We start from the raw sequence: 17,722 nt of genomic DNA on the forward strand, positions 1-17,722 counted from the left end.
GTTGATGGACGCCCGCCGTCACGATGCGCGCGCCCTGCGGCAGCCCTGTGACGAGGGCATCATTGGTGCGGAACGCCGTGACGGTGACGGGGACGAGATGCACCGCGTCGTCCTCGACCACGTAGACCTGCGCCGTATCGCCCGTCTGGTACAGCGCGGACAGGGGGAGCACTGCGCCACTCTCCGCATGCTCACCGAGGCGGACGCGTGCCGTCATCCCGAGTGGGAGATCGGCGGGTGCATCCGTGAGTGCGATACGCGCACTGTAGGTGCGGCTCGCGGCGTCGGGGGCGGGCGCGATCTCGCGGACATAGCCCGTGAGTGCGGCGCCCGTTGCCCAGAGGGCGACGGCGGCAGGCATTCCGACGGAGATCTCCGCGAGGCGGCTCTCGGGCACGGCGATCGCGATCTCACGCTCACCCTCCTGCGTGAGGGTCATGACGGTCTGCCCTGCCGCGACGACCTGTCCCTCCTCTGCCGTGATGTTCGAGATGACGCCGTCCGCGCCCGCGACAAGGTTCGTGTAGCCGAGTGCGTTGCGGCTGGCGCTGTCCTGCGCGACGGCTTGGCGATAGGCTGCCTCGGCGGCGCGCTCATTCGTGCGGTACTGGTCGAGCATCGCCTCGGAGATTGCCTGCGCGGCGTAAAGCTGCTCGTAGCGTGCGCGCTCCGTACGCGCGAGCTCGTAGCGCGAGAGCGCGGCGGCGACGCCCGCATTTGTTGCATTTGCCTGCTGCTGCACATCGCGTGCGTCGATCACCATGAGCACATCGCCTGCACGGACATGCGCGCCGGCGTTTACGTTGCGCGCGAGAATCTGCCCGCCGACCTGAAAGGCGAGGCGCGTCTCATAGCGACCCTGTACCGTACCCGTGTAGCCTGCTTCCGACGCGGCGGCATCGCCGACCGTCATCGTCCGCACAAGCGGCGGCGGCGTTTCCTTCGCTGCGTCACTGCCGCAGCCCGTGAGTACTGCGAGCGCTGCTGTGAGGATGAGTGTGAGGTAGGAACGCGCGTGCATGGTGATCTCTCCTTTGTTTTCAGTAACTTCTTAAAGTTTACCACCGAATCGGGACCGTGTCCATAAGGAGGGGATTTGAACACGCGCTCGTTTTATGATAGAATACATCTTGATATTGATGAGAAAGGATGTCACGATGGACGAGGAACTGCGGCGGTATGAGAAAATCCGAGGCGCGTATCACTCCGTGGGGCGGCTTGCGAATCTGTATGATGGGATGATGACGTACTCGACGTGGTCGGGCAAATTCGTCTCGCGGCTCGTGTGGGGGTTGGACAGAAATGGTGTGAGCCGCTATGTCGGGCTTGCCCTGCGTGCGGCACACGAGGGGTTCGAGGGAAAACTGCTCGAGGTGCCGGTGGGGACGGGCTGTCTCTCGCTGCCCGTCTATGCGGAGCTGCCGAATGCAGATATCACCTGTCTCGACTACTCGCCCGCGATGCTTGCGGCGGCGCGTGCACGTGCGGATGCGATCGGCGTGCACAACGTTGCGTTTGTGGAGGGGGATATCGGACAGCTGACGTTCGAGGACAATTTTTTCGATGCGGCGGTCTCGATCAACGGCTTTCACGCCTTCCCCGACAAGGAGGCGGCGTGGAGCGAGCTGCACCGCGTCCTGCGTCCCGGCGGACGGCTGACGGGATCGGTCTTCGTCCTCGGCGGCAATCCGCGTACGGAGTTCGTCGTGAAGCATCTCTATACACGCATGGGGTTCTTCACACCGCCGTATGATACGAAGGAGGGGCTCATCGAACGGCTGAAAAAGCTCTATCGTGAGGTAGAGGTCGAGTGTGTGGAGTCGCTTGCGTGTTTCTCGTGTATCAAGTAGGGGGAGATGGGGCGGCTGCGTACGCTTTCCAAATCGATTGTTTTTTATAGGAGGATATTTATGAAGTTCCGAATGCTTTCCCGTATTCTTGGCGCTGCACTTATCACGGGCGGCGCGGTTCTTGCTGCGCCTGCGGTGTATGCAGCGGCGGCAGCGGAGGCTCCTGCTGCCGCTGCAGCTTCTGCAGCAGAGCAGCCCGCACAGGTACAGACGCCGTTTGATACGGCGGTTGTTGAGCAGCATATGATGGCGACCATCGATCGCTTTGAGAAGGATGATGTGACGGGGCTCCAGCTTGAGGCGACGCGGGAACTTCGTCCGCATCTGACGGCAGAGCAGATCACGGGTGCCAAGGCACAGTTCGCACCGAAGTGGGGCGCGCGTGCGGGCGTCGGCAAGCCGCTTATGACGGCGGGCAAGGAGGGGGACAAGTGGTATGTCATCTGCGAGCTCGCCGTGGGTTACAAGGCGACCGCTGTCATCTACCGCCTCAGCTACGATGAGAATATGAAGCTCGCGGGCTTCTTCGTTCGCTGAGAACACATGGAAAAGGGCGTGCACGGCATTTGTCGTGTACGCCCTTTGTCTTCTACTATGGCATCTTCGCCCGAATGAGCGCAAGCAGCCGTCCCTTTTCATTCTCCGACGGGAAGATGCGCAGGGGCAGAACGATTGCCGCCATCGGTGCGGTGAAGAGGCAGACGGCTTGATCGGTCAGGCAGATGTCCGTGATGCTCCGATAGGACATTGTGTGCTCTGTATGTCCGCGTCGTTCGACGATGCGCAGTTCCTCAAAGGCGATGGTGCGCATACCGAACGCGTGCGCCGCCCGCATCTCCTCCATGCTGTGCTGCACCTTTTGGACAATAATACGTTCGGAGAGATACCGATAGATGCGGTAAAGCATGATGCACAGGACGGCGGTTAAAATGGTCTGTATAAGCACGGCAGTGGGCTCACACGGGGCATCCTCGAGGATGTCTTGGAGAAAGAGCAGGATGGGGAGCAGCGGAGCCGTCAGCAGGAGAATGAGCGCAATGCGATCCGTCCATTTGAACACCGGTGTATGCAGGATGCGAAAGAGTGTGAAGTGAAGCGCATCCCGCTCGGTAAAATCAAAGGTATAGGTCATGCTGCCCTCGCATAAGAAACGATAAAAGGGGCTGTTGCACGAACGCCCCTATCGGCTCGCTACGCTCGCCACTTCCCCCGCTCTGGCGGGGGAAGCTAAGATGCCATAATTCTAGCCTTCCCCGTTTGACGGGGAAGGGGGACCGCGCAAGCGGTGGTAGGGGCACAAAGAAGGGGTGTTACACGCCAATGCCGCACTCCCTGCGAATCGCATTTTGCATCAACTGTGAGAAGTTGATATTGTGCTCGCGTGCGAGTGTGTCGAGCCATCTCGGGATCGTGATGCTGCGTCGAATGGTCTTTGTGTCGTGAATCTTGCGATAGGCAAGTGTGTCGGCTTTTATCATCCCAATGGTCGCACCCTGCGGTACAGCGATTTCCTCCGGCAGTGATGGCGGGGGGATCTCCTCTTTTTCCTCCTCGCGGTTCCAGAGTATCAAATTCAATACATCCTCGGCATTCTCGAATGCCTCCTGCATCGTTGCACCATCTGTAAAGGTGTCATCCAGATCGGGGAACGTGACGATGATACTATCGTCTTCTGTTGTGAAAAGAGCAGGATATACATATTTCATGAGGAACGCCTCCTATTTCTTTAGTCCGGCACGTTTGAGGATGTTTTGCAGTGTACCGTTTGGAATTTCATCTTTGGCATGGCGACCAACAGGGAATTGATTGCTCGTAATGGGGCTGAAATATATATCATGATTTCCTCCATTTCGCACCAAGGTGCAGCCATTCTTTTTCAAAAGACGAAGCAGTTCCGCTGTTGTCATATGCTCACCCCACAGTTATTATATATATTCGTATATATTTTTACAAGATGTTGAAGGTCTATTTTATCAGCGATTCCCTAAATATGTCATGGCAATAAAAAGCGGCAATCGCAGAAAGCACCTGCGGTTGCCGTTTCTTATTGTCAACTAAGGATGCAACAGACGAAGTCCTCCTCGGATCATCACTTTCGAGGGGGACTTCTATTTGGCGAATAAATGTCAGCTAGGGAAGCACTGATAAATTCAGCACTGCCATCTTTCGGAAGCACTGATAAATTCAGCACCACCATCTTAGCGCATCTTTTTTGCCCGCACTTCGTCGGCAAATCCTCCACAGAGCACTACTCTGCGTCCGGTTTGCCTCCTTGTTCGGACGAAAAAATCTACGCTAATCTGGCGGACTTCATTTTATCAGTGATTCCTTCAAGTGCGCATCATTGATTAAATTTTGGCTTTCGTCCCTCGAGGAATGCCGTCACTGCCTCGCGGTGATCGGCAGAGGCGCCTGCCTTCGCGAGGTTTTCTGCCTCAAGGCGGTTGTATGCCATATAGTCGCGGTAAAAGACTTCATAATAGAGCTGCTTCTGCATGGCGATCGCGCCGAGCGGGCGGTGCAGGAGTTTCTCGGCAAATGCAAGGGTTTCCTCCTCGAGTTTCCCGTCAGGTGCAAGCCTCGTGGTAAGTCCCAGCTGAAGTGCTTCCTTGCCGTAGATGCGCGGACTCAGCGCCATGAGCTCGACTGTCTTGGCGAGTCCGACAATCTGATATAGGTGGTAGATACAGCCCGTGTCACCGGGGAGCGCGACGCTTGAGAATGCGGTGAGCAGATAGCTTTCCTCCGTCATGATGCGGAAGTCTGCGCCGAGCGCAATACCGCATCCCCCGCCTGCCGCCGCGCCGTTCACCATCGCGATGACAGGCTTTGAACATTTGCGCAGGGAGAGGGATGCCTGCCCCGTCAGCATCGAGAGCTCGTAGCTGATGAATTCGAACGTCGCCATCTCCTTGATATCGCCGCCGGCAGAGAAGTTTTTGTCTGCACCCGTGATGATGAGAACCTTCACGGCGTCATCGGCGTCGCAGTGCTCGACCGTGCCAATCAGATCGCGGAACATTTGCGCATTGAGCGCATTGTTCGATGACGGACGGTCAATCGTAATCGTCGCGATGCCGTCTTGAACGGATAATTTAATGTGCTCGTACATGGGAAACCTCCTCCGGAAAATCCAATTACATAAAGAAGTTTTCTAAAGATTACGTCTTAAATTATAGTAGACGATTTACTGTTGTGATGCAAGCGAAAATTATTTTTCAGCAACCACCTCGCTGTTATTGATGGCGAAGTCAAGGAGGAGACCGATAAGCTCGTTGCGCGAGCGTCCGGTTTCGTCGGCGAGTGCATCGAGCCTGTTGATAATATCTTCCCGAACGCGGATGGATAGGATTTTATGCCCGTCCTCTCCGCGTTTTCTCTTTGTAATCATTAGTTTTGTATTCATATATATCACCTCTTTTATAGTGTATGTATGAACAGAAAAACCTTATATATTATCTATCATGTTATATAAGTTTATATTTAACGTTTAAGTTGTCATATAAAATGTACAATATATTGTGTGTAAAAATATATTATAAAATATGTTATAAAAGTGAAGGTGAAAAATGGAAATACATCCTGCTGTACAAGGAGGCGCCGAGCAAGGAAGCGCACGCATCGGCAGGGGACAGGGAACGTCTCTACCCGCAAATGTTTTCCAAACGCTGCTGGATGAGGCAGGGAGTCGTACAAAATTCTCCGCGCACGCAAAAACGCGCATCGAACAGCGCGGGGTTGATCTCACGGCAGACGATCTCACGCGTCTCGATGCCGCAGTCGACCGCATGGCAGAGAAGGGCGTGCGCGAGGCTCTTGTCTACCTAAGCCGCGGTCTTGCAATGGTCGTCAGCGTCAAGAACCGCACCGTCATCACTGCACTCGACGAGGCAAGTGCAAAGGAAAATATCTTTACGAATATTGACAGTGCTGCAATTTTATAATAAAGGGAGAGATTTATTATGATGCGTTCTCTTTTTTCAGGAGTTTCGGGACTCAAGAGCCACACCACACGTATGGATGTCATTGGCAACAACATTGCTAACGTCAATACGACAGGATTCAAGGCGGGACGTGTGACGTTCGAGGATATGCTGTCGCAGACACTCTCGGGCGCGTCAAGTCCGGGGACGACAATTGGCGGCACAAACCCCAAGCAGGTCGGACTCGGTGTGACGGTAGGTGGTATTGATACGGTCTTCAGCGATGGCTCTGTGCAGGGGACGGGAAAGAATACCGACCTGGCATTGACAGGCAATGCGATGTTTATGGTAAAACGGGGCGACCAGACCTATTATACGCGTAATGGTGCTTTTGAGTTTGATGCGAAGGGGAACTATGTCTTGCCGAGTTCCGGGCTTCATGTGCAGGGCTGGATGAATAAGACGACCGAGCATAGCAAAGTATCTACGGATGGGGCTGTGGAGAATATTGTCATAGAAGCCGGTAAGATGATGGCTCCAAAGGCTACCGAGAAAGCAACGTATTCGGAAAATCTGGATGCGAATACACCGATGATTACGGGATATACATTCATCGACAACAGTACAACGCCTCCGACGACGCGTGTACGAACGAGTACAAACAGCGGTATGTATATCACGGCAAGCAAGGCACAGCCGGTTACACTGTCGCTGAGTGATGGGACGAAGCAGACGGTTACATCCAGCACGTATACGATTGGACGTTCTCTGCCGAAGGTGACATCGTTTGGTTATTATGACACTCTCGGCATTAAACATGAAAGTCTAGTGTTCTTGGAAAAAGCAATTGTTACGACGGTGACCTATACGGATGAGGATGGGAATACCGTTACGAAACGGGCCAGTACATGGGTGGCAATGAAGCGGTAAATGAAAACATTCCTTGAAGGGGGGGGCTGCTCTTTGAGCGCCCCTTTCGGTTGGCTGCGCGCGTCACTTCCCCCGTTTCGGACGGGGGAAGCTAAGGAATAAATGAAGGCGTTTTGCTCCAACAAAGAGTCCCGGCAAAATACTCCTTGACAGAAGTTCTTTCTCTTGCTAAAATATCCCTTGTTGATTGACAGAGATGTCAGTGACGGATGCGGAAGTAGCTCAGTGGTAGAGCACCACCTTGCCAAGGTGGGGGTCGCGAGTTCGAGCCTCGTTTTCCGCTCCATTTTGCGGAAGTAGCTCAGTGGTAGAGCACCACCTTGCCAAGGTGGGGGTCGCGAGTTCGAGCCTCGTTTTCCGCTCCATCGCTTTCCATACCTGCGCACTGCGCAGGTTTTTTTGAAACTGAGAGCCTTTGGCGCTCTCCGTTTTGTTTGGGGCCTATAGCTCAGTTGGTTAGAGCAACCGGCTCATAACCGGTCGGTCCTTGGTTCAAGTCCAAGTGGGCCCACCAATCGAAATGAGAGCATCACGCAGGTGATGCTTTTTTATTTCCCGTGGGGAGGTGGGATGATGACGGAGGCAGACTTTATACGCATGATTCAGAATGCCGGCGCGCGCGTCTTTCGCGTCGGCGGATGTGTACGCGATTCTCTGCGCGGTGTATCTGCAAAGGATGTCGACTATGTGCTCACCGGAATGACGGAGGAGCAACTCTACGCACTTTTTCCGCGCGCGGAGAAAATAGGAAAGGCATTCCCCGTCTATCATGTGCGTGTGGACGGGGAGCGGCGTGAGATCGCGTTTGCGCGCAGGGAGCGTAAGACGGGCGAGGGCTATCGCGGCTTCGATGTTGCGTTCGATCCGTCCGTGACGATCGAGGAGGATCTCTATCGACGCGATACCACGATGAATGCAATGGCGATGGAGCTGCCCGATGGACGGCTGTTCGATCCCTATGGTGGGCGTGCTGATCTCGCGGCAGGTGTGATTCGAGCCGTGTCGGAGCACTTCATGGAGGATCCCGTGCGTGCGCTGCGTGCGGCACGGCAGGCAGCGGCGTTTGGCTTCACAGTGGAGGAGCGGACGCTTGCCTATATGCGCGCGTGCGCGGATGAGCTGCAGCGCGAACCAACCGAGCGTCTGATGGGCGAACTGCGTCGCGCTCTTGCCGCGCCGCGTCCCTCCATTTTCTTTCGCGTGCTGCGTGCGGCGGATCTCCTCTCCGTGACCTTTCCCGAGATTGCAGCACTCGAGGGGCAGACGCAGCCGACGGAGTTCCACCCCGAGGGCGATGCGCTTGCACATACGCTCGCGATGGTCGATGCGGTCGCGCGCGAGACGGAGGAGATCAAGACGCGTTTTGCCGCGCTCGTGCACGATCTCGGCAAGGGCCTGACACCGAAGGAAATGCTGCCGCATCACTATGGGCATGAGCGCACAGGACTGGATGCGCTCGCCGCGTGGAACCGGCGCATGACGCTCCCGCACGACTGGCTGAAGGCGGCATCGTTCGTCATACGTGAGCATATGCGTGCGCCGCGCCTCACACGCCCCGGCAAGATCGCTGATCTCCTGCTCGGCGTTGAGAGTTCGGGGCTGTCGATGGAGGCGTTCGACATCATCATCCGTGCCGACCACGGCTCGCTGCCCGACTACCTCACGCACGGTGCAGAGTATCTTGCGGCGATGCGCACGGTCACGGGACGTGCTGCGCCGACACACCTCTCGGGCGAGGAGATTGGCAGATGGCTGCGTGAGGAGCGCGTACGAATACTGAAAAATTTCTTGTTGGAGCAGTAATCGGCGTGGTATAATACGTTCGAGTGGAGAAAAGGAGGCGTATTCGATGGACAGTATTATCCTGCCTTATCGGGGGAAAACCCCTGCAATTGATCCGACGGCATTCATTGCTCCTACGGCGGCGGTCATCGGCGATGTGACGGTCGGAGCAGGTTCGAGCATTTGGTTTGGTGCCGTTGTGCGCGGCGATTTTCAGCCGATTACAATCGGGCAGAATACGAATATCCAAGAAAATGCGACGATTCACGTCATGCGTGATGTGCCTGTTCACATCGGGGACAATGTGCTCATCGGACATAATGCCGTCGTGCATTGCAGCCGCATTGGGGCGGGGACGCTCATCGGCATGGGCTCGATCGTCATGGGCTACTCCGAGATTGGTGAGAACGTCGTCATCGGAGCGGGTACCTTCCTTCCGCAGCACAAGAAGATCCCCTCGAACTCTCTTGTGTTCGGCAACCCCGCTCAGATCGTACGCGCACTGCGCGACGACGAGATCGAGGCGCTTCGGGCGGCAGCAGAGAACTATGCCGGACTCGGGGCGGAGTATAAAGAGATCATTGAGGAGATGAAGTAATGGAACAGACGCTTGTTCTCATCAAGCCGGACGCCGTCGGGGCGCACCACATCGGAGACATTACAAAGGCATATGAGGAGGCTGGACTCCAGATTCGCGCGATGAAGATGATGCAGATGACGGATCGTATCGCACGCATCCACTATGCAGAGCATCTTGAAAAGCCGTTTTATGGCGAACTTGCCGCATTTATGACATCTGCCCCCCTTGTCGCCATGGTGCTTGCGGGCGAGAATGCAATCGCGCGCGTACGCGAGCTCCACGGTGCAACGAATCCGGCGAATGCGGCGGAGGGGACGATCCGCAAACGCTTTGCAAAGAATGGGAGCGAGAATGCGGTGCATGCGTCTGACAGCCCCGAGAGTGCGGCGCGCGAGGTGCACATCTTCTTCAGTGAAACCGAGATTTTCTAATTTTTATGTCAAGTGCCCGGTCGTGTCTTTTGCATGGCTGGGTTCATTTATCCAGACCGGAGGAGGAACATACGATGAGTGTTACAACAAAGACCGGCGACCAGGGACAGACGAGCCTTTTCACAGGCGAGCGTATTGCGAAGGACGATGCGCGCGTTGAGGTGTACGGCAAGGTGGACAGCCTTGGTTCGGCGCTTGGGATGGCGCGCGCGTTTTCAGAGAACAAGCGCGTAAAGGACGATATCCTCGCCGTGCAGAAGCAGCTCGGCATGCTTATGGCAGACTTTGCGAGCCGCAACAAGCCGCCCCGCATCACGGCGGAGATGGTCGCAGGGCTCGAGGCGGAGATCGCGAGCATCGAGGAGAGCCTGCCCCCACTCAAGGAGTTTATCATCCCCGGCGACAAGAAGTCGAGCGCGATGCTCGATCTGGCACGTACGGTGGCACGTGAGGCGGAGCGCCGCGCGTGGACACTTGCGCGCCGCGGCAGCGTGGCAGAGGTAGATCTGCAGTACCTCAACCGTATCTCTGACTACTGCTTCGTCCTCATGCGCCTTGAGGATGCGGACAAGCCGACCCTGTGAGCCGGGAGAAATTTGCCGTCCTCGACGGGAGCAGCCTCTTCTTTCGCGCGTTCTACGCGCTGCAGCTCCCGCCGAATGCGCGCGGCGTCCACACGAACGCAGTGCACGGCTTTGCGATGATGCTCATCAAGCTGCTCAAGGAAATTGCACCGACGCAGATCGTCATCGCGTTTGACAAGAGCCGCACGACGTTCCGCACGGCGCTGTACCCGGAGTACAAAGGCACACGCGACAAGACGCCCGAGGAGCTGATCTCTCAGATTCCTCTCTTGAAGGAACTCGCAAAGAGCCTCGGCATCCCCTTCCTCGAGCTGGATGACTACGAGGCGGACGACATCATCGGCACCCTCGGTACGCAGGCGGCGGAGGGCGGTGTGGAGACCGTTGTGGTGACGGGGGATCGCGATGCCCTGCAGCTGATCCGTGAGGGCCTCACCGTCTTGCTGACGAAAAAGGGCATCAGTGAGACGCGTGCCTATGACACGGCAGTGTTTGAGGAGGAGTACGGCTTCGCACCGATTCGACTCATCGACATGAAGGGGCTGATGGGGGACAGCTCGGACAATATCCCGGGCGTGCCCGGCGTAGGCCCCAAGACTGCGACAAAGCTGCTGCTCGAATACGGTACGATAGAGAACGTGCTCGATCATGCCGCCGAGGTCAGTGGGAAGAAACTCAGTGCCTCGCTCGTGGAGTACCGCGATCAGGCGCTCCTATCGAAGCAGCTTGCAACGATTGAATGCAATGTGCCGGAACTCCGCTATGAGGCGGAGGGGTTTCGCATGCAGCCCGATCGTACAGCGCTCGAAGTGTTCTGCAAGGAGTATGAACTGCGAACGGTCGGGCGGATGTTCTCGGAGTATCTGGAGGCGACGAGCGCATCTGCGGCATCGGTAGAGCAGTCGCTTTTTGATTCCGAAGACGCCGCTGCGCAGTCGAATTTTGAAGCAGCGGAGCTTACTGCCGCCGATCTTGAGCAGCTGCGCGATGCAGAGGAAATCGCTGTCAGTACGGTGTTCAGCGGGACGCCGCCCTTCTTGCAGATGGATTTGCTTGCTCTTTCCTATGGAGAGGAGCAGCGCATCGTGCGCGCGGATTCCGCGCAGTTCGAGGCGGTGCGCGCGATTCTCGCGAAGCGCCCCGTCGTGCTCTGGAATGCGAAGCGCTATGCGCAGGCGGGGTTGACGATCGGTGCAAACATCTTTGATCTCGAACTGGCGGACTATCTCCTGCGTCCCGAGGAGAGCAAGCGCGATATCGAGCGCGCAGCATTTGCACGGCTGGGAAGCCTGCCGGAGGCACCTGAGGGGCTGACGGATGAGCAGTGTGCTGTGCGTGAGGTGCTGCTTGCCGCACAACTTTCGCATCCCATGCAGGAGGCACTCGCGACAGCGGGCCTTTCCAACCTGTATCGGAAAGTCGAACTGCCTCTCGTGCCCGTGCTTGCGGAGATGGAGCGGACGGGCATCTATGTGAACCGCACGGCACTCGAACGTGAACGCACGGCGGCGAACGCGCGTATCGATGCGTTGGCGGAGGAGATTCATGCGCTGGCGGGTGCGGACTTCAACATCAGCTCGCCGAAACAGCTCGGTGAAATCCTCTTTGAGCGCCTCGACCTCGCGGCGGGGAGCAAGATCAAAAAGACCAAGACGGGCTACTCGACGAATGCCGAGACGCTTGAGGAGCTGAAGGACCGCCACCCCATCGTCAGCAAGGTGCTCACCTACCGTATGTGGACGAAGCTGCGCTCAACCTATCTCGAGGGTATTGGCGCGCTGATTCGCCCCGCGACAGGGCGCGTGCACACGAGCTTCAATCAGACGGTGACGGCGACGGGGCGGCTCTCAAGCTCCGATCCGAATCTGCAGAACATTCCCGTGCGGACGGAGGAGGGGCGTTCCGTGCGCGCTCTCTTTGAGCCGGGCGAGGGCTACGACGTGCTCCTCTCAGCAGATTACTCGCAGATCGAGCTGCGCATCCTCGCGCATATGTCGGGGGACGCAACTCTCATCGACGCATTCCGCAGCGGGCAGGACATTCATGCGCGCACGGCATCGGAGGTGTTCGGCGTACCTATCGATTCTGTGACGAGCGAGCAGCGGCGGCGTGCAAAGGCGGTCAATTTCGGCATCGTCTACGGTCTGAGCGACTTCGGTCTTGCACGCGATCTCGGTATTTCGCGCAAGGAGGCGGCGGGCTACATCGAGCGCTACTTTGAACGCTATCACGGCGTGCGTGAATTCCTCGACAAGACGATTGCGGACGCGCATACCAACGGATCTGTGACGACGCTCTACGGGCGGCGGCGGGATTTGCCCGCGATCCACAGCAGAAACTTTATGCAACGTTCCTTTGCCGAGCGCATGGCAATGAATACACCGATTCAGGGGACGGCTGCCGATCTCATCAAGATTGCAATGATCCGTGCAGATGAGGCACTGCGTGCAGCGGATGTCAGGAGCCGCATCCTTCTGCAGGTGCACGATGAGCTTGTGCTTGAGGTGGTAGCGGATGAAATTGCACAGGTCAGTGACATCCTGTGCACAGCGATGAGCGGGGCAGCGGAGCTTGCTGTGCCGCTTGCCGTGGATGTGCACACGGGGAAGAACTGGGCGGAGGCGAAGTAGGTTGAAGATCATCGGGCTCACGGGCGGCATCGCTTGCGGCAAGTCCACTGTCAGCAAGGCTCTGCGCGCACTCGGTGCGTGCATCATTGACGCGGACGCCCTTGCGCACGAGCTTTCCCAGCCCAATCAGGCGCTTTTTAATGCTTATGTGCAGCGCTTCGGCATGGCGATTGTGACGCCGGGCGGGACGCTTGACCGCGCTGCGATCGCGCGGCTCATCTTTACCGATCCCACCATGCGCGCGGAGGTGGAGCAAATCTCGCACCCCCTGATCCGCAGAGCGGTGGAGGAGCGTCTGCGCATGGCGGAGAAGGAACAAAAAAGAGCAGCGGTACTCGATGTGCCGCTGCTCTTTGAGGCAGGATGGGATGCGCTTGCCGATGAGGTCTGGGTGGTTGCACTGCCGCCAGAGGAGCAGCTTACGCGTCTTTTGGCACGGGATAAGACGATGAGCGAGGGCGAGGCGCGCGCACGCATCGCCGCGCAGATGCCGCTTGCGGAGAAATGTGCGCGCGCGGATGTCGTCATCGATAACAGCGGGACAAAGGAAGAAACTCGGGACTATGTTGGGAAACTTTGGGAGGAACGCATCTTTGGTAGGGCGTAGAGTGCGGCGCAGATTTTGGTGGGGGTTGCGCCTGCTCGTCGTCGCCGTTATCGCTTTTGCACTGCTCGGCGGCTGGGGATGGGTGGAGCGCAGCTACATCTACCCCTACGATTACCGCAGCTACATCGAGACCAGTGCAGCGCATCACCGTGCGGATCCCTATCTCGTCGCTGCCGTCATCAAGCACGAGAGCAATTTCGAACCACATGCCCGGTCTGACGGCGGGGCGCTCGGGCTCATGCAGCTCATGCCGCGGACGGCGGCGTGGATTGCGGAGCGGCTCGGTGAACCCTTTACCGAGGACTATCTCTACGACCCCGCGCTCAACATTCGTTACGGTGTGTGGTATCTTGCGGAACTCGAGCAGGAGTTCGGCGGCAATGACATCCTCGCACTCGCCGCGTACAATGCGGGGCGCGGCAATGTGCGCGACTGGATGGAACGCTTTCACTGGACGGATACATTTGACGAAATCGAAGCAATTCCTTACCCCGAGACGCGGTTCTACGTGCGCCGCGTGCTCGAGGACAGGGAACAGTATAAGAGGCTCTACGACGAATGAACAAGATCTATCGGATTCTTCCAAGTGCGGAGGATATGCTCCTCCGCCTGCTGCGCGGACTCGTTCTCTCCGATGAGGAGCGGACGCTTTTGTGCGCCTGCGCACTGCGTCACGTCGAGGTCTCGACAGAGGAAAATACGTGGGAACTGGTCATCGGTACGCCCGCCGTCCTCGATGAGGAACTGACTGAGGCGATTGCACAGCAGGTTGCGACGAATTACGGGCTTGCGGGCGCATATGTGCAGCAGAATGTCGTCGCACTCAAGGGGGCTGTCGCACCGCTGTGGGAGCGCGTTGTTCGTGAGGCAGCGGGCGGGGATGCTGTGCTCTTCCATACATTGCGGCAGGCTGATTATGAAGTTGACGGCAATGTGATTCGCCTCTCCGCGCCCGGCACATTCGGCGCGGAGCTCTTCGCGCAGAGTGCTGTGGCAAAGCGCATTGAGGCGGCTGTCCGTACGAATGTCGGCTGTGCCTGTCGGGTTGTCTGCATGGCATCCGAACTTGAGGAGCTTTGCGCAGATGAGTGGACGCCGCCTGTTATGACGGCGCCCGTGAAAAAGGAACCCGCTGCTGCCGCTCCCACGCGTCTGGCGAAGGGGGCAAAGCCAAAGGATCTGCCTGCAAACGTCATCTTTGGGCGCGGTGTCGCGGGCGAGGCTCGCGAGCTTGGCATGATCGAGGACGAGATCAAGAGCATCGTGCTTGAGGGCGAGGTGTTCGCTCCGCAGGCGAACAAGCTCAAGTCGGGCGCGTACATTTTGCTGCTTAAATTTGCCGACAAGACGAACGGCATCGCGTGCAAGAAATTTTTTGCCGTACGCGGAAAAACGACACAGGAGGACATCGACGCCGAGGTCGAGCGTATCCTCAAGGCGATCGGCAAGACCTGTTCCGTCCGCATTCAGGGCAAGATCGAATACGATAAATTCATCAGCGATTACGTCCTTTTCATCGACAGCATGGAGCGGCGTACGGTGCCGCAGCGCGAGGATACCGCAGAGGTGAAACGCGTCGAGTTGCATGCCCATACGAAGATGAGCGCACTTGATGCCGTCGTTCCACCGAAGGTGCTCGTCGAAACGGCGGCGCGCTGGGGGTGGCCCGCCGTCGCGATCACCGATCACGGCGTTGTGCAGGCATTCCCGGAGGCGATGAACACGGCGCGCGCACTCAAGAAAAAGGGCACGGACATCAAGATCATCTACGGCATGGAGGGCTACCTCCTCGACAAACCTGACGATACGCGTGCGTACCACATCATCTTCCTCGCGAAGAACAAGACAGGGCTGTATCACCTCTACAAACTCGTCTCTCTTTCACACATCCGCTACTTCCGCGGCACGAAAAAGCGCGGTCGCCCATGCGTCCCGCGTGCCATACTCGAACAGTACCGTGAGGGGATCATCGTCGGCTCCGCATGCGAGGCGGGCGAACTCATCCGAGGTATCGTCGCAGGACGTACCGATGAGGAGCTTGAGGAGATGGCGAAGTTCTATGACTTCCTTGAGATTCAGCCCATCCACAACAACGACTTCCTCAAGATCGACGACCGCTACCCGATCCATACGGATGAGGACTTGCGCGATATCAACCGCAAGGTGGACGCACTCGCACGAAAACTCGACAAAATGCTGATCGCGACATGTGACGTGCACTTCCTCAACCCCGAGGATGCCATTTATCGTGCCATGCTGCAAAAGGCGAACGGCTATCGTGATGCCGACCGCCAGCCGCCGCTCTACCTGCGCACGACGGACGAAATGCTCGCCGAATTCGACTATCTCGGCGCGGAACGCGCCTACGAATGCGTTGTTACAAATCCTCGGAAAATCGCCGAGGAGGTCGAGCACTTCCTCCCCATCCCCGACGAACTCTACGCGCCGACGGTGCCGGGGGCGGACCGTGAGATACAGGAGATGTCCTACGCGCGCGCGCGTAAACTCTATGGTGAGAACCTGCCGAAGGTCGTCTCCGATCGCCTCGAACTTGAGCTGAAGCCGATCCTCCGGCACGGCTTTTCTGCGCTCTACATCATCGCGCAGCGCCTTGTCAAGCGATCAAACGACGATGGCTATCTCGTCGGCTCGCGCGGTTCCGTCGGATCCTCGTTCGTCGCCACGATGATCGGCGTCACCGAGGTCAACCCGCTGCCGCCGCACTATCGCTGCCGTCATTGTCAGTACAACAAATTTATCGAGGACGGCTCCGTCGGGAGCGGCTTCGACCTGCCGTCGATGGACTGCCCCGTCTGCGGTACGCCGCTCACGAAGGATGGGCACAATATCCCGTTCGCCGTCTTTCTGGGCTTTGATGGGGACAAGGTTCCCGATATCGACCTCAACTTCTCGGGCGACTACCAGCCGACCGCACATAAATACACCGAGGTGCTTTTCGGCAAAATGAACGTCTTCCGCGCGGGCACGATCTCGGGGCTGCAGGACAAGAACGCCTATGGTTACGCCATGCACTACTACGAGGACATGGGCGAGACGAAGGGGCGCGCCTACATCGAACACATGATGCGCGGCTGCATGGGCGTCAAGGCGACCACGGGGCAGCATGCGGGCGGCATCATGGTCGTGCCGCGCGACATGGATGTGCACTACTTTACGCCGATCCAGCGCCCCGCGAACAATATGGAGTCGGATACGCTGACAACGCACTTCGATTACCATTCGATCAGTGAGCGCCTCGTCAAGCTTGACATTCTCGGACACGATGACCCGACGGTCATCAAGATGCTTGAGGAGCTGACGCATCGCGACCCCGAGACGATTCCGTTCGACGACCCCGCGACCATGTCCATCTTTACATCGACCGAGGCGCTTGGCATCAGCCCCGAGGAACTTGGCGCGAATATGGGGACGTACGGTATTCCGGAGTTTCGCACCTCGTTCACGCAGAAGATGATCGACGACTCAAGCCCCGACTGCTTCGCCGACCTCGTGCGCATCTCGGGCTTTTCCCACGGCACGAACGTCTGGCTCGGCAACGCGCAGGATCTCATCAAGGCGGGCACGAGCACGCTGAAGGATGCGATCTCCGCGCGTGACGACATCATGAACTACCTCATGCTAAACGGCATCGAGCCGCTCCTCTCGTTCAAGACGATGGAGAACGTGCGCAAGGGCAAGGGCATCGCCGCCGACGTCGTTGAAAAGCTGCGTGCGGGCGGGATTCCCGAGTGGTACATCGACTCCTGCCAAAAGATCAAATATCTCTTCCCACGCGCGCACGCGACCGCCTACGTCATGATGGGCTATCGCATCGCATTCTGCAAGGTGCACTATCCGCTCGCGTACTATGCCGCATACTTTTCCATCCGTGCCGATGAATTTGACGCAAATATTATTTCAAAGGGAAAGACGGCGGTCAAGGCAGCGATCGACGCACTGAACGCAGAGGCGCGCGAGCATCGCGGCAAGCTCGACAACAAGAAGCAGGACATCCTTATCGTGTTACAGTTAGCTTGGGAGATGTACCTGCGCGGCTTCTCCTGCGAGCCCGTCGACCTCTATGCGTCCGACGCGGAGAAATTCATCCTGCACGAGAACTCGCTCCTCCCGCCATTTACCGCGCTCCCCGGCATGGGACAGAAGGCGGCGCAGGCGATCGTCGAGGCGAGGAAGGATGGACGCTTCATCTCCATCGAGGATCTCGCTACCCGCGCCCACGTCCCTGCGCCCGCCATCGAACTCCTGCGCGCGCATGGATGCCTCAACGGTATGATGGAGAGCAATCAGGTCGAGCTTTTTGCGTAGGAATGAGCATAACAATAGGACTGCCGTATGAAATCCCTGTGATTTCATACGGCAGTCCTGTTTTGTAATCTAAGGAATC

The 17,722-nt window shown here is 57.6% G+C and carries 18 protein-coding genes and 3 tRNA genes; 15 read left to right on the forward strand and 6 right to left on the reverse strand.

The genetic code is table 11. From position 1 onward, the window contains the following. Positions 1 to 1,021: efflux RND transporter periplasmic adaptor subunit (locus HMPREF9081_RS03565; RefSeq protein ID WP_006305622.1), on the reverse strand; the 1,021-nt coding region annotated here is incomplete at its 3' end. 136 nt (positions 1,022 to 1,157) lie between these two features. On the opposite strand from HMPREF9081_RS03565, the gene HMPREF9081_RS03570 reads away from it, so the two are divergent. Both HMPREF9081_RS03570 and HMPREF9081_RS03575 read left to right on the forward strand, forming a co-directional pair. Continuing rightward, positions 1,158 to 1,850, forward strand: coding sequence for a methyltransferase domain-containing protein (locus HMPREF9081_RS03570; protein WP_040395447.1), 693 nt, complete (start codon positions 1,158 to 1,160; stop codon positions 1,848 to 1,850). A 60-nt stretch (positions 1,851 to 1,910) separates the two neighbouring features. Then, complete coding sequence (locus HMPREF9081_RS03575) at positions 1,911 to 2,387, forward strand: hypothetical protein (protein WP_040394412.1); 477 nt, start codon at positions 1,911 to 1,913, stop codon at positions 2,385 to 2,387. Positions 2,388 to 2,442: 55 nt separating this feature from the next. Here HMPREF9081_RS03575 and HMPREF9081_RS03580 read toward each other — a convergent pair whose 3' ends face one another. The 5 genes from HMPREF9081_RS03580 to HMPREF9081_RS03595 form a co-directional block, all read right to left on the reverse strand. Next, the gene (locus tag HMPREF9081_RS03580; RefSeq protein ID WP_006305628.1) at positions 2,443 to 2,982 is read right to left on the reverse strand and encodes a YcxB family protein; all 540 of its coding nucleotides are present in this window, start codon (positions 2,980 to 2,982) and stop codon (positions 2,443 to 2,445) included. Positions 2,983 to 3,160: 178 nt separating this feature from the next. Beyond that, the gene (locus HMPREF9081_RS03585) at positions 3,161 to 3,556 is read right to left on the reverse strand and encodes a type II toxin-antitoxin system HicB family antitoxin (protein ID WP_006305629.1); all 396 of its coding nucleotides are present in this window, start codon (positions 3,554 to 3,556) and stop codon (positions 3,161 to 3,163) included. A gap of 12 nt (positions 3,557 to 3,568) precedes the next feature. Next, entirely contained in the window at positions 3,569 to 3,757 is a 189-nt protein-coding gene (locus HMPREF9081_RS13080; RefSeq protein ID WP_006305630.1) for a type II toxin-antitoxin system HicA family toxin, read from the reverse strand. A gap of 434 nt (positions 3,758 to 4,191) precedes the next feature. Beyond that, on the reverse strand, positions 4,192 to 4,962 hold the full coding sequence (locus HMPREF9081_RS03590; protein WP_006305631.1) for an enoyl-CoA hydratase/isomerase family protein: 771 nt from the start codon (positions 4,960 to 4,962) through the stop codon (positions 4,192 to 4,194). 99 nt (positions 4,963 to 5,061) lie between these two features. Next, positions 5,062 to 5,256 (reverse strand): ribbon-helix-helix protein, CopG family, encoded by a 195-nt coding sequence (locus HMPREF9081_RS03595; RefSeq protein WP_006305632.1) that lies wholly within the window; start codon positions 5,254 to 5,256, stop codon positions 5,062 to 5,064. A gap of 163 nt (positions 5,257 to 5,419) precedes the next feature. On the opposite strand from HMPREF9081_RS03595, the gene HMPREF9081_RS03600 reads away from it, so the two are divergent. The 13 genes from HMPREF9081_RS03600 (at position 5,420) to HMPREF9081_RS03660 (ending at position 17,643) form a co-directional block, all read left to right on the forward strand. Further along, entirely contained in the window at positions 5,420 to 5,794 is a 375-nt protein-coding gene (locus tag HMPREF9081_RS03600; protein WP_006305633.1) for a TIGR02530 family flagellar biosynthesis protein, read from the forward strand. Positions 5,795 to 5,812: 18 nt separating this feature from the next. Next, positions 5,813 to 6,703 (forward strand): flagellar hook-basal body complex protein, encoded by an 891-nt coding sequence (locus tag HMPREF9081_RS03605; protein WP_006305634.1) that lies wholly within the window; start codon positions 5,813 to 5,815, stop codon positions 6,701 to 6,703. A 211-nt stretch (positions 6,704 to 6,914) separates the two neighbouring features. Then, positions 6,915 to 6,989: transfer RNA gene (locus HMPREF9081_RS03610), tRNA-Gly, on the forward strand. A gap of 4 nt (positions 6,990 to 6,993) precedes the next feature. Then, positions 6,994 to 7,068: transfer RNA gene (locus HMPREF9081_RS03615), tRNA-Gly, on the forward strand. Positions 7,069 to 7,140: 72 nt separating this feature from the next. Next, a tRNA-Ile gene (locus HMPREF9081_RS03620) sits at positions 7,141 to 7,217 on the forward strand. Between the two features lie 59 nt (positions 7,218 to 7,276). Further along, positions 7,277 to 8,506 carry a tRNA nucleotidyltransferase/poly(A) polymerase-related protein gene (locus tag HMPREF9081_RS03625; protein WP_174262958.1) on the forward strand — a complete coding sequence of 410 codons (1,230 nt, stop codon included), beginning with the start codon at positions 7,277 to 7,279 and terminating at the stop codon, positions 8,504 to 8,506. Between the two features lie 46 nt (positions 8,507 to 8,552). Next, positions 8,553 to 9,083, forward strand: coding sequence for a gamma carbonic anhydrase family protein (locus HMPREF9081_RS03630; protein WP_006305636.1), 531 nt, complete (start codon positions 8,553 to 8,555; stop codon positions 9,081 to 9,083). After that, on the forward strand, positions 9,083 to 9,496 hold the full coding sequence (gene ndk, locus HMPREF9081_RS03635) for a nucleoside-diphosphate kinase (protein ID WP_006305637.1): 414 nt from the start codon (positions 9,083 to 9,085) through the stop codon (positions 9,494 to 9,496). The genes HMPREF9081_RS03630 and ndk overlap by 1 nt, the downstream gene beginning before the upstream one ends. Positions 9,497 to 9,570: 74 nt before the next feature. Then, positions 9,571 to 10,080, forward strand: a complete 510-nt coding sequence (locus HMPREF9081_RS03640) for a cob(I)yrinic acid a,c-diamide adenosyltransferase (protein ID WP_006305638.1) — start codon at positions 9,571 to 9,573, stop codon at positions 10,078 to 10,080. Continuing rightward, positions 10,077 to 12,710, forward strand: a complete 2,634-nt coding sequence (gene polA / locus HMPREF9081_RS03645) for a DNA polymerase I (protein WP_006305639.1) — start codon at positions 10,077 to 10,079, stop codon at positions 12,708 to 12,710. Before HMPREF9081_RS03640 ends, polA begins: the two co-directional genes overlap by 4 nt. A gap of 1 nt (position 12,711) precedes the next feature. Beyond that, positions 12,712 to 13,317, forward strand: coding sequence for a dephospho-CoA kinase (coaE, locus tag HMPREF9081_RS03650; RefSeq protein WP_006305640.1), 606 nt, complete (start codon positions 12,712 to 12,714; stop codon positions 13,315 to 13,317). Beyond that, complete coding sequence (locus HMPREF9081_RS03655) at positions 13,274 to 13,879, forward strand: lytic transglycosylase domain-containing protein (RefSeq protein WP_050795003.1); 606 nt, start codon at positions 13,274 to 13,276, stop codon at positions 13,877 to 13,879. The genes coaE and HMPREF9081_RS03655 overlap by 44 nt, the downstream gene beginning before the upstream one ends. Continuing rightward, positions 13,876 to 17,643, forward strand: coding sequence for a PolC-type DNA polymerase III (locus HMPREF9081_RS03660; RefSeq protein ID WP_006305642.1), 3,768 nt, complete (start codon positions 13,876 to 13,878; stop codon positions 17,641 to 17,643). The genes HMPREF9081_RS03655 and HMPREF9081_RS03660 overlap by 4 nt, the downstream gene beginning before the upstream one ends. Positions 17,644 to 17,722: the final 79 nt, after the last annotated feature.

Source organism: Centipeda periodontii DSM 2778 (assembly GCF_000213975.1).
Taxonomy (GTDB): Bacteria; Bacillota; Negativicutes; order Selenomonadales; family Selenomonadaceae; genus Centipeda; species Centipeda periodontii.